Origin of the sequence: Pseudomonas sp. LAMO17WK12:I5 (genome assembly GCF_900215165.1) — a bacterium.
Classification (GTDB): domain Bacteria; phylum Pseudomonadota; class Gammaproteobacteria; order Pseudomonadales; family Pseudomonadaceae; genus Aquipseudomonas; species Aquipseudomonas putida_A.
On sequence record NZ_OBDS01000014.1, the window covers coordinates 133,485 to 144,881 of the forward strand.

Here is an 11,397-nt window from a genome sequence, read left to right on the forward strand (position 1 = left end):
ATGGGGCAGGAAAACCGATGTGCAAACGGTCGTGTATTTCCCGCCAAAGGGACTAATATTCGATTCGCTCCGCCTTTTTTCAGGAACTGCCCATGCGTCTTTCCGAGTTCATCGTGGCCAATATCGACCCTATCGTCGATGAGTGGGAACAGTTCGCCGCGACCATCACGCCGGCCGCCGACTATCTGGATTCCACTGCGCTGCGCGATCACGCCAGCGAGATTCTGCGGGCCGCCGCCCGCGACATGAACAAGCCGCAAAGCCCCGCCGAACAGGCTGCCAAAGCCAAGGGCGAAGGCCCGGAAAAGACCCCGAGCCTGGACGAGGCCGGCGCCAGCCATGGCGAACTGCGCCACACCGTCGGTTTTGACCTGGTGCAGATGACCAGTGAATTCCGCCATTTGCGTGCCTGCGTGATCCGCCTGTGGGTCAACAGCCTTGACTCGCCGGACATCGCCTACTTCCAGGACATGATCCGCTTCAACGAAGCCATCGACGAGGCACTGGCCGAATCCACCGCGGCCTACGCCGAGCAGGTCAATCGCTCGCGGGACATTTTCCTCGCCATCCTCGGCCATGACCTGCGTGCGCCGCTGCAGGCGGTGAGCATGTCCACCGAACTGCTGCTGCGCAAATCCAGCCTTGAGGGCGATGCCCTGGCCTGCGCCCAGCACATCAAGCGCGGTGCGCGGCACATGGCGACGATGGTCAGCGATCTGCTGGAACTGGTGCGCAGTCGTCTGGGCCGTAGCCTGCCGATCGAGCCTGCACCGATGGATCTGGCCGTTGCGGCGCGAGCGGCGATCGCCGAAGCTTGCGCCGGTCAACCGCAATCCGATCCCAGGCTCACCGTGCACGGTGACACCAGCGGCGTGTGGGACGCCGGACGGATCGACCAATTACTGCAAAACCTGATCGGCAATGCCTTGCAGCACGGTGCCAACCAGCGCGACGTGACCCTCGATCTGCGTGGCGAGGGCGACCACGTGTGCCTGTCGGTGCACAACTACGGCACACCGATTTCCGAAGAGGCGATCGGTACGATTTTCGACCCGCTGGTGCGCAGCGCCGACGAAGAACTCGGGCAGCCGTCGACCAGCCTCGGGTTGGGTCTGTTTATCGTCAAGGAAGTGGTGACCGCCCATGGCGGGACGATCGATGTCAGCTCGAGTGAGGCTGACGGGACGTTGTTCAGTGTGGTGTTGCCGAGAAAGGTTTAAGCAGGCCAACCGCGTAATCGTTCTTCGCGAGCAGGCTCGCTCCCACAGGAGACCGCAGTCAACCTGTGGGAGCGGGCTTGCTCGCGAAGGGGCCGGCAAAAACACTCAAAAACCAACGGTAAAACTATTCGACCACCAAACGCCCCAACCGCTGGCGCAGCATGCGATTCTCGGCTCGCAGTTCCTTCACTTCATCCAGCAGATCAAGTGCCAGGGCGACGCCCTCCCACTCCAGCTCCAGCTCGCGCCGCAACTTCGCGGCGCGCTTGGCCAGGCTCAGCTCGTAGTCGGTGAACCGCCATTCCCGGGGCTGCGCGCCCTGAGGTTCGAGGATGCCGTGTTCGACGATTTCGATCACGTAGACGTCCGACAGATCGGCCGCCTCACAGAATTCTGCCATGTCCAGTTGAACGATCAGGGGGCTGCTCATGATGGGCTACTCCGTCGTCGGATTCAGAAGTTCTCGCGTGGGTTGAACGCGGCTTTTTTCGCCAGTTCCTGCCACAGCGCCTTGACCTCGTCGTCGGAGGTTTTCGGCATCACGGCCTTGAGCTGCACGAACAGATAACCGCGCTCACCGGCCTTGTTTTTCAAGCCATGACCCTTGGCGCGCATGCGCTGGCCATTCTGGCTGCCGGCCGGAACCTTGAGGTTGATCTTGCCGGTCAGAGTCGGCACGGCCACTTCAGCGCCCAACGCCAGCTCCCACGGTGCCAATGGCAGGGTGATGATCAGGTTTTCGCCTTCGACATCGAATTTCGGGTGCGGCGCAAAGCGAATGGTCAGGTACAGGTCGCCATTGGCCCCGCCACCGATGCCCGGTGCGCCCTGGCCTTTGAGGCGGATGCGCTCGCCGTCGGTGACGCCCGCCGGGATCTTCACGTTCAGGCTCTTGCTGGTGTTGCTGACGTGCTGACCGTTGGCGTTGTATTGCGGGACCTGAAAGCTGACCTTCTTCGACTCGTCCGACAAAGTCTCCTCAAGGAAGACCGGCAGTTCCATTTCCACGTCTTGCCCTCGGCGCCCTGCACTGCGTTGTTGCCGACCGTCGCCACCGAAACCGGCGCCGCGATTGCCGAAGATCGAACTGAAGAAGTCCGAAAAGTCGCCGGTGTCGCCACCGCCGCCGCCAAAACCGCCACGGCTCTGCCAGCCCGGCGGGCCCTGGAACGGCTGACCGTGCTGGCCATAACGGCGCAGCTCGTCATATTCGGCGCGTTTGTCGGCGCTTTTCAGCGCTTCATAGGCTTCCGAGGCGTCCTTGAACTTGGCCTCGGCGTCTTTTTCCTTGCTGACATCGGGGTGGTATTTGCGCGCCAGCTTGCGATAGGCCGCCTTGATCGCCTTGTCGTCCGCTGTCGGCTCCACGCCGAGTATCTTGTAATAGTCTTTGAAGTCCATCGAAGGAATCACCATCCGTTATCGATTTCGCGCCGAGGCCAGCATGCGCTCATTCGCGCGTGCCGGGTTGACCGATCTCAACTTTGTGACCGGGTGGCGCAGCAGAAGTTTATCGGCAGTGGACGACGGTTCTTGCGACCGCCGGTATGTCTGCCGGCCCATGCCAGCAAGTTTGGGGCGAAGCTGCGACTTTCAAGAAGCTTAGTCGTGAAATAGCAGATGACCGGCCTTCGAATCTGCCGCGCACTGACATACACTGCGCGGCCGTTTTTTGACCGGAACCCGAAAGACATGAACAACGCCTCTCCAGCCCGTGCCTGCGGCATCGACTTCGGCACCTCCAACTCCACCGTCGGCTGGCTGCGCCCCGGCATGGAAACGATGATCGCGCTGGAAGACGACAAGATCACCCTGCCGTCGGTGGTCTTCTTCAACATCGAAGAGCGCCGTCCGGTTTACGGTCGTCTGGCCCTGCACGAATACCTGGAAGGCTACGAAGGCCGGCTGATGCGCTCGCTCAAGAGCCTGCTCGGTTCCAAGCTGATCAAGCACGACACCAGCGTGCTCGGCACGGCGATGCCGTTCAAGGATCTGTTGGGTCTGTTCATCGGCCAGCTCAAGAGCCGTGCCGAAACGGCCGCCGGTCGCGAGTTCGAACAAGTGGTGCTGGGGCGTCCGGTGTTTTTCGTCGATGACGACCCGCTGGCTGACCAGGAAGCCGAAGACACCCTGGTCGAAGTGGCACGCAAGCTCGGTTTCAAGGATGTGTCGTTCCAGTACGAACCGATCGCCGCCGCATTCGACTACGAGTCGACCATCGAGAAAGAAGAGCTGGTGCTGATCGTCGACATCGGCGGTGGTACTTCGGACTTCTCGCTGGTACGTCTGTCGCCCGAACGTCGCGGCATGGACAACCGCCACGATGACATCCTCGCCACCGGCGGCGTGCACATCGGCGGGACCGACTTCGACAAACAGCTGAGCCTGCAAGGCCTGATGCCGCTGTTCGGCTACGGCAGCCGGATGAAGAGCGGCGCCTACATGCCGACCAGCCACCACATGAACCTGGCGACCTGGCACACCATCAACTCGGTGTACTCGCAAAAATCCACCCTGGCGCTGGGCAGCATGCGCTACGACATCGAGGACACCGGCGGCATCGACCGGTTGTTCAAGCTGATCGAACAGCGCGCCGGGCACTGGCTGGCGATGGAAGTCGAAGAAACCAAGATCCAGCTGACCCACGCCGACAGCCGCCACGTACCGCTGGACCGTATTGAGCCGGGCCTGAGCGTGGAACTGAGCCGCGCGCTGTTCGAATCGTCGATCGACGCCTTGCTTGAACGCGTGCGCGGCAGCGTTACGCAGCTGTTGAACGATGCCAACGTGTCGGTGGCTCAGGTCGATACGGTGTTCTTCACCGGCGGTTCAAGCGGCATTCCGGCGCTGCGCAACAGCGTTTCGGCGATGCTGCCGAATGCGCGACATGTGGAAGGGAACATCTTTGGCAGCATTGGCAGCGGTCTGGCGATTGAGGCGATGAAGCGTTACGGCGCCATGAACTGATCCAAGACCGCGTTGCGCCCATCGCTGGCAAGCCAGCTCCCACAGGTTCTGCGCCGCTTTCGAAAGCGCTATCAATCCTGTGGGAGCTGGCTTGCCAGCGATGGCGTCAGCTAAGGCAACACAGTTATCGGATCAAACCATCCCGCCCAGCTTCAACTCACTCTTCAGATACGCGTAATAAATCGGCCCCGCCACCACCCCCGGCAGGCCGAACGCGGCTTCGAACACCAGCATCGCCAGCAGCAATTCCCACGACTTGGCACTGATCTGCCCGCCGACGATGCGCGCGTTGAGGAAGTATTCGAGCTTGTGGATAAAGATCAGATAGCCCAGCGCCGCCACCGCCACCCAGATCGACAGCGACAGGCCGACGATGGTGATCAGCGTGTTCGACATCAGGTTGCCGATCACCGGCAGCAGGCCGAGCAGAAAGGTCAGGACGATCAGGGTCTTGGTCAGCGGCAGCTTGATGCCGAACAGCGGCAAGACCACCACCAGGAAAATCGCGGTGAAGAACGTGTTCAGCAGAGAAATCTTGATCTGCGCGAAGACGATGTTGCGGAAAGCTTGAACCACCAGATGCAGACGGTCGAACAGGGCGGCGGCCAGCGGTTTGCGCTTGGTCAGATCCGGTACTCGCTGCAGGGCAATGATCGCGCCGAGGACCATGCCGATCAGCAGGGTGACGAACATATGCGCCGCGTCCTTGCCTACCAGTTGCAGCTCGGACAGGTGCTTGCTCGCCCATTCGCCGATGGCCACGCGAAATTCCGCTGCGCTGGCCGGCAGGTAGGCATCGAGAAACGGCGGCAGTTGCCCGCGCGCGCGATCGACCACGCCCATGAATTTGTCGAGCGAGGCGCCCGGGTTTTCCGCTTCGTGCAGCAGGAAACTGATGGCACCGGCAAAGATCAGCGCCAGCACGCTGACCACCAGGGTGCCCAGCAGTGCCACCGCCAGCCAGCGCGCACGCCGACCTTCGATCAGCCGTTGCAGTTGCGGGGTGAGCATGTTGACCAGCTCGAACACCAGCAAACCGGCCAGCAGGCTGGGCAACAAGCGCAGCGGCAACGCCAGCAACAAACCGCCGCAAATGATGATGCAGCTGACCCAAAACACAACATGACGCTCAGAAAACGTTGGCATACAGCCTCAAAACGAACGGCGTAAAAGGATTGGCAGTCTGCCAGCGTTCCGGGGAGAGCACTAGGGATATGCAGGGGCTATTGTCGTGCTCAATGGCCCCTTCGCGAGCAGGCTCGCTCCCACAGGGGGTACGCATTTCAATGTGGGAGCGAGCCTGCTCGCGAAGAGGCCGGCCCGTTCACCGCAAATCCTTGCTGATTATTTTTTCTTCAGACAATCACTCATGAAGGTCTTGCGCGCATCGCCGGTCAGCGCCTTGGTTTTCGCGTCGGCGTTGCAGGTTTTCATTTTTTCCTGCTGCGGGGTCAGCACTTTGCCGTCATTGGCGGCCGGTGCAGCCTTGAGGCAGGTGCTCATGAAAGTCTTGCGCTCGTCGCCTTTGAGGCTCTTGGCGGTAGCATCAGCATTGCAGGTGGTCATTTTGTTCTGTTGCGCCGTGGCGGCGAAACCCTGGGAACACAGGAGCAGACCGATCATCAACAAAGGGACACGCAACATCTTCATGGAGTTTTCTCCTTGTCGCCGCATCGATGGATGCGGCCTCCGCTGAAGTGTAGCCAAATCTTGTTACACCTTCCTGCCTTCCAGGTGGCTACGCCGATACTGTTCCGGCGTACATCCGGCCTGCCGGGCAAACATGGCGATGAAGGCCGAGCCGCTACTGTAGCCGAGATCGAAGGCGATCTCCTGCACGCTGCGGGTACTTTCCAGCGCCTCGATGGCCGCGAGATAACGCAGGCGCTGACGCCATTCGCCGAAACTCATCCCCAGTTCACGCACGAACTGCCGGGCCAGCGTGCGCTCACTTACGTACACCTGCGCCGCCCAGTGCGCCAGTGGCTGGTTATTGCCCGGATCAGCCTGCAAGGCGTCGAGGATCGCCAGCAACCCAGGATTGCTCGCGTACGGCAGATAACATTCATGTACCGGCGCCTGTTGCAGTTGATCGACCAACACCTGGGCCAGACGCTGGTCAGCGTCGAGTTCGGGGATCTTCACGTCGCGGGCGGCGAAGTCCTTGAGAATCGCCTTGAGAATGTCGCTGATTGCCAGCGTGCAGGCGCGCGGCGGCAGATCGGCGCAAACCTTCGGATCGAGGCACACCGCGCGGTAGTTGACCGGTTGGTGGCTGTAGAAACTGTGCTCGACCTGCGGCGGCACCCACACCGCGTAGTGCGGTGGCGACATGAAGCGGCTGCCGTCGACATCCATGTGCAGCACGCCGTGGGCCGCGTACTCCAGCGTGCCCCACGGATGGCGGTGCGGCGCCGCATATTCATGGGTGTTGAAATCGGCGTAGCGGAAGTACACCGCCGACGGCAGTTCGCTGAAATCCAGCAGATCGATATGTTTACTGTTCATGCTGTCCGGTTGCAGAGGCAGGTTGTCCGTTTCGCAGTATAGGCCTACATCCAGACAAGGGATAATCAGCGTTCATCAACGTACTGGTTTTAACCCCATGCAATACGCGTTTCCCCTGCTGGCGATTTTCATCTGGGCCGGCAATACCGTGATCAACAAACTGGCGGTCGGGGCGATCTTCCCCGCCGAGATCGGTTTCTATCGCTGGCTGCTGGCCGGCCTGTTGTTCACCCCGTTCATGTTCAAAGTGGTGATCGCGCACTGGCCGCAGATCCGCCCGAACCTGGGCAAGATCTTTATCCTCGGCGTGCTCGGGATGGCGGTCTATCAAAGCCTCGCCTACTTCGCCGCGACGCTGACCACGGCGACCAACATGGGCATCATCCTGTCGCTGATGCCGCTGATGTCGCTGGCTATGGCAATCATCAGCCTCGGCCAGCGCCTGACCGCTGGGGCATTGTTCGGCGCGGTGCTGTCGTTCGCCGGCGTGCTGGTGGTGGTGTCGTCCGGCAGCCTCGGCGCGCTGCTGCAACATGGAGTGAACCTGGGTGACGCGATGATGCTGATCGCCACCCTGGCCTACGCGATCTACAGCACCCTGCTGAAAAAATGGCAGCTGCGCCTGCCGCCGCTGGTGTTGCTGTACCTGCAGGTGCTGGTGGCGATTGTGGTGCTGTTTCCGCTGTACGCCGCCTCGCCGAAAACCGGCTTCACCGCGCAGAACATTCCGCTGGTGCTGTATGCGTGCCTGCTGGCCTCGATGCTCGCGCCGCTGGCATGGATGCAGGCGGTACAGCGCCTGGGACCGAGCCGCACGACGTTGTTCTTTAACCTGCTGCCGCTGATTACCGCGCTGATTGCGGCGGTGGTGTTGAAGGAAGAGCTGGCGATGTATCACCTGGTGGGTGGGGTGTTGACGTTGGGTGGGGTGATTCTTTCCGAACGCTGGACCACCGTGCTGGGCCGAAAACTCAGCGTTGCCTGATCTGGCCCTGTGGTGAGGGGATTTATCCCGGATGGGGCGCGAAGCGACCCCGCTATTTATCTCAAAACAAGGGCTGCTGCGCAGCCCATCGGGGATGAATCCCCTCGCCACAAAAGCGAGTCACAATCCGGCAGCCTTTAGCCGCGCCGCATGCTCGACAAACAACCGCACCGGATCCGCCCCTTTGCCCACCAGCCCCAGCGACTGATTGACGATGTCGAAGTGATCCAGCGGATAGTCGTCGCCAATCACCGTGCCGAGGTGCGAGCTGTAACGCCCGACCATCCCGTCACACTGCCCCGGCTCGCGCACGAAGGTTTTCGCGAACAAGCGGCAGCTGCGGTTGGTGCCGTCGAACAGGTTGCCACCGCGATCCGTTTTGCCCGGTTGCAACGTCCCCGACCACGAGTAATAACGCACGCCATTGACCTCTTCCGGCCCGTGACCGCCCCAGGTCTCGGGCAGGCCCTGTGGATAACGCTGATTGAACAGCGCCACGCCCTCGCTGGTCAGCGATTGATGCGAAGCGTGGATGTCCACCGGCAGTTTCGGCCCGTGGTAACCGGTTTCCAGCAACGCCATCAGCCAGCCGACAAAACGCAACAGCACCTCAAGCAAGCGGCCCTTGGCGCTGTTCGCCGGGTAGTGTTTCTGCAGATAGTCGGCCAGTTCAGAACCGTGATTGGGTCCGGCCACGGACGTTACCGACGCGACCAGATCCGGTCGTTTGGCGGCGGCATAACGCGCGGTCAACGAGCCCTGGCTGTGGCCGAACAGATTGACCCTGGCGGCGCCGGTCTCGCGCAGAATTTCGTCGATGCGCACCAGCAACTGCTCGCCACGCACCTCGGTGGAATTGAGCGGCGATACCTGCACCGCAATCACCGTCGCCCCGCCACGGCGCAACGCCTTGATGATCCCGTACCAGTACGGATACAGCAGCAGCCGGATAAACCCGAGCATGCCCGGCACCAGTACCAGTGGATAACGTGTCGCCGAACCTTGTGACATGGGCAAACATCCTTGTGGTCGCTAAGTGGATGCCAGACGTGCAAAACGCCCGCCAAGCCTCCTCCCTGATGATGACAACTGCACCATCAGCCTACTTCAGGCCCACCACCCCCGCCACAATCAGCCCCACCGACAGCAGTTTGACCAGGGTCAGGCTCTCGCCGAGCAGGGCAAAACCGAGAAACACCGTGCCCAGCGAGCCGATCGCCGTCCAGATCGGATAGGCGATGCTCACCGGCAACTCGCGCAGCGCCAACGTCAGGAAGTAAATCCCGCCAATCGCCGCCACCACCGTGATCAGCGACGGCCACAAGCGGGTGAAGCCTTCGGCGTACTTCATGCCCATGGCAAAAGTCACCTCGAAGCCGGCGGCGATCAGCAGGCACAGCCAGGCCACTTAGAACGTCCGGGCGAGGTCGAGCAAACGCTGCTCGGCCTCGGCCACTGATACCGCGAAGGTGCGCTCGGCCGATTCCTCGCCCTCGGCCGCGACCACGCTGACGTCGTTGATGCCGATAAAGCCCAGCGCGGTGCGCAACCACGGATCGGCATGGTTCAACGCTTCCAGTTCGCCGCCAGGGCCGAAGCCGAAACCGCCACGGCTGGTGACAATCAGCGCTTTCTTGCCTTGCAGCAGCGGCGTGTACTGGGCCACGCCGTTGTCCAGGGTGTGGTCGAACGTCAGGCCCAACCGTACGATTTGATCGACCCAGGCCTTGAGGCCGCTGGGCACGCTGAAGTTGTACATCGGCGTGGAAATCAGCAGCAAGTCATGCTCGAACAACTCGCCGACCAGTTGATCGCTGAGCGCCAGATCGGCCTGCATCGACAACGGACGCGCTTCGGGTTCAGGGTGAAACGCGGCGGCGACAAAGGCTTCGTTGACTGGAGGGATCAGCGCCCGTCCGACTTCCCGGCGGGTGACCTGAGCCTGTGGATGGCGCACCTGCCAGGCGCTGAGAAAACTTTCTGCCAAACGCCGTGAGTGCGAACGATCACCGCGCGGGCTAGCATGGATCGCAAGAATCTTGCTCATCTGAAACTCCTTGGGATTAGACTTGAGTGGCTAAGTGGCGCCAGATTGGCGCCGACCCGCCGCTGTCTCAAATGAGCAAAAGTCATTCGGGATGAATCTGTTTCATCCATGGAGTATTGAATGTTCGCCTCGTTGCCGCTGACCGCCCTGCGCGCCTTCGAATCCGCTTCGCGGCTGTTGAGCTTCAAGGCCGCTGCTGAAGAGCTGTCAGTCACACCGACGGCGATTTCCCATCAGATCCGAGCGCTGGAAGACTGGCTCGGCGTGGCGCTGTTCGAGCGTTTGCCGCGTCAGGTGCGCCTGACCGAAGGGGGCGAGCGACTGTTTCGCAGCCTGCACGGCGCGCTGCTGGAAGTCGCGCAAAGCGTCGACACCCTGCGTCCGCAACGCAGCGGCAGCAACCTGACACTGTCGACCACCGCCGCGTTTGCCGCGCTGTGGCTGGTGCCGCGCCTCGGAAGGTTTTATGCGCAACACCCGAACATCAACGTGCGCCTCGATACCCACTGCGAAGTCATCGACCTGCATCAGGACGCCAGCGTCGATCTGGTGCTGCGCTATAGCCTCGACGACTACCCCAACCTTTACGGCTTGTGCCTGTTCGATGAGACCTTCGGCGTGTACGGCTCGCCGGAACAGGTGGCGCTGGCCGCCCGGCGCACGCCGGCGCTGATCAGCGTGCGCTGGCACAACTCGAAGCTGTATGCCCACGGTTGGGAAGCGTGGTGCGCTGGCTCAGGCGAAAACTGGTTGAACCAGCATCCGGCGATTCGCGAGTACGACGAAGAGCATTACGCCCTGCAAGCAGCGATTGCCGGACAAGGTCTGGTGCTGGCGAGCAATATTCTGGTCTCGCAGAGCGTCGCCAGTGGGTTGCTGGTGCCGTACAAGGGGCAGGTGCAAGTCGATGGTGCCGGATACAGCGCGCTGTGTGTGCCGGGACGGGAGCGGCATCCGCCGGTGCGGGCATTTTTTGCCTGGTTGCGCGAAGAAGCGCAGTTGTCCGGGCTGGTACCAAGGTCGCCGGAAATCTCATAAAACTTTTTACGTCGCTCAGGACTCACAACTTGGGTAACCGATCACGCCTGTAGAGCGTGGCGCCATTGGATTAGCCTCCTGGAGATCAACATGAGCGACGACCTGCACTTGTCAGATGTCAAAACCCTGCGCGAACGTGCGCGACAACACGTCGAGAACGGCGCGGTAACCGAGAGCTACAGCGCCGACCGTGACGAGGTGCTGCGCTTGCTCAACGAGTCGCTGGCCACCGAGCTGGTCTGCGTGCTGCGTTACAAGCGTCATTACTTCATGGCCAACGGCGTCAAAGCCCACGTGGCCGCTGAAGAATTCCTCGAACACGCAACCCAGGAAGCACAACACGCCGACCGTCTGGCCGAGCGCATCGTGCAACTGGGCGGCGAGCCGGAGTTCAATCCGGACCTGCTGTCGAAAATGTCCCATGCCCAATACGTGGCCGGGAACACCTTGAAGGAAATGGTCTACGAAGACCTGGTGGCCGAACGGATCGCCATCGACAGCTACCGCGAGATCATCCAGTACATCGGCGAAAAAGACCCGACCACCCGGCGCATCTTCGAAGACATCCTCGCGCAGGAAGAAGAGCATGCGGATGACATGGCCGACATTCTGAAAGACTTGTAAGCCTTTCA

General features: G+C 61.4%; 13 protein-coding genes. 5 read left to right on the forward strand and 8 right to left on the reverse strand.

Features of this window, described 5'->3' with window-relative positions; genetic code table 11:
* Positions 1 to 92: 92 nt before the first annotated feature.
* Entirely contained in the window at positions 93 to 1,220 is a 1,128-nt protein-coding gene (locus CRO59_RS23810; protein WP_097089891.1) for a sensor histidine kinase, read from the forward strand.
* A 124-nt stretch (positions 1,221 to 1,344) separates the two neighbouring features.
* Here CRO59_RS23810 and CRO59_RS23815 read toward each other — a convergent pair whose 3' ends face one another.
* Positions 1,345 to 1,650, reverse strand: coding sequence for a chaperone modulator CbpM (locus CRO59_RS23815; RefSeq protein WP_027613554.1), 306 nt, complete (start codon positions 1,648 to 1,650; stop codon positions 1,345 to 1,347).
* A 23-nt stretch (positions 1,651 to 1,673) separates the two neighbouring features.
* Positions 1,674 to 2,621: a DnaJ C-terminal domain-containing protein gene (locus CRO59_RS23820; RefSeq protein WP_027613553.1), complete on the reverse strand. Its 948-nt coding sequence runs from the start codon at positions 2,619 to 2,621 to the stop codon at positions 1,674 to 1,676.
* Positions 2,622 to 2,912: 291 nt separating this feature from the next.
* Here CRO59_RS23820 and CRO59_RS23825 point away from each other — a divergent pair, with 291 nt between their 5' ends.
* On the forward strand, positions 2,913 to 4,187 hold the full coding sequence (locus CRO59_RS23825; protein WP_007966976.1) for an Hsp70 family protein: 1,275 nt from the start codon (positions 2,913 to 2,915) through the stop codon (positions 4,185 to 4,187).
* A gap of 132 nt (positions 4,188 to 4,319) precedes the next feature.
* On the opposite strand, the gene CRO59_RS23830 is transcribed toward CRO59_RS23825, so the two are convergent.
* From CRO59_RS23830 to CRO59_RS23840, 3 genes are all read right to left on the reverse strand, one after another.
* The gene (locus CRO59_RS23830) at positions 4,320 to 5,333 is read right to left on the reverse strand and encodes an AI-2E family transporter (protein ID WP_027613551.1); all 1,014 of its coding nucleotides are present in this window, start codon (positions 5,331 to 5,333) and stop codon (positions 4,320 to 4,322) included.
* Between the two features lie 198 nt (positions 5,334 to 5,531).
* Complete coding sequence (locus CRO59_RS23835) at positions 5,532 to 5,837, reverse strand: PsiF family protein (RefSeq protein WP_007966973.1); 306 nt, start codon at positions 5,835 to 5,837, stop codon at positions 5,532 to 5,534.
* Between the two features lie 63 nt (positions 5,838 to 5,900).
* Positions 5,901 to 6,695, reverse strand: coding sequence for a helix-turn-helix transcriptional regulator (locus tag CRO59_RS23840; RefSeq protein ID WP_097089890.1), 795 nt, complete (start codon positions 6,693 to 6,695; stop codon positions 5,901 to 5,903).
* 97 nt (positions 6,696 to 6,792) lie between these two features.
* On the opposite strand from CRO59_RS23840, the gene CRO59_RS23845 reads away from it, so the two are divergent.
* Positions 6,793 to 7,680 carry a DMT family transporter gene (locus tag CRO59_RS23845; RefSeq protein ID WP_097089889.1) on the forward strand — a complete coding sequence of 296 codons (888 nt, stop codon included), beginning with the start codon at positions 6,793 to 6,795 and terminating at the stop codon, positions 7,678 to 7,680.
* A gap of 120 nt (positions 7,681 to 7,800) precedes the next feature.
* Here CRO59_RS23845 and CRO59_RS23850 read toward each other — a convergent pair whose 3' ends face one another.
* The 3 genes from CRO59_RS23850 to CRO59_RS23860 all read right to left on the reverse strand — a co-directional run bounded on the left by CRO59_RS23850 (position 7,801) and on the right by CRO59_RS23860 (position 9,727).
* Complete coding sequence (locus CRO59_RS23850) at positions 7,801 to 8,691, reverse strand: triacylglycerol lipase (RefSeq protein WP_097089888.1); 891 nt, start codon at positions 8,689 to 8,691, stop codon at positions 7,801 to 7,803.
* Positions 8,692 to 8,782: 91 nt separating this feature from the next.
* Entirely contained in the window at positions 8,783 to 9,088 is a 306-nt protein-coding gene (locus CRO59_RS23855) for a multidrug efflux SMR transporter (protein ID WP_097089887.1), read from the reverse strand.
* Positions 9,089 to 9,727, reverse strand: a complete 639-nt coding sequence (locus CRO59_RS23860) for an FMN-dependent NADH-azoreductase (RefSeq protein ID WP_027613546.1) — start codon at positions 9,725 to 9,727, stop codon at positions 9,089 to 9,091.
* Positions 9,728 to 9,847: 120 nt separating this feature from the next.
* Here CRO59_RS23860 and CRO59_RS23865 point away from each other — a divergent pair, with 120 nt between their 5' ends.
* Positions 9,848 to 10,765 (forward strand): LysR substrate-binding domain-containing protein, encoded by a 918-nt coding sequence (locus CRO59_RS23865; protein WP_027613545.1) that lies wholly within the window; start codon positions 9,848 to 9,850, stop codon positions 10,763 to 10,765.
* 90 nt (positions 10,766 to 10,855) lie between these two features.
* Positions 10,856 to 11,389, forward strand: coding sequence for a bacterioferritin (locus CRO59_RS23870; protein WP_027613544.1), 534 nt, complete (start codon positions 10,856 to 10,858; stop codon positions 11,387 to 11,389).
* The last annotated feature ends 8 nt before the right edge of the window (positions 11,390 to 11,397 follow it).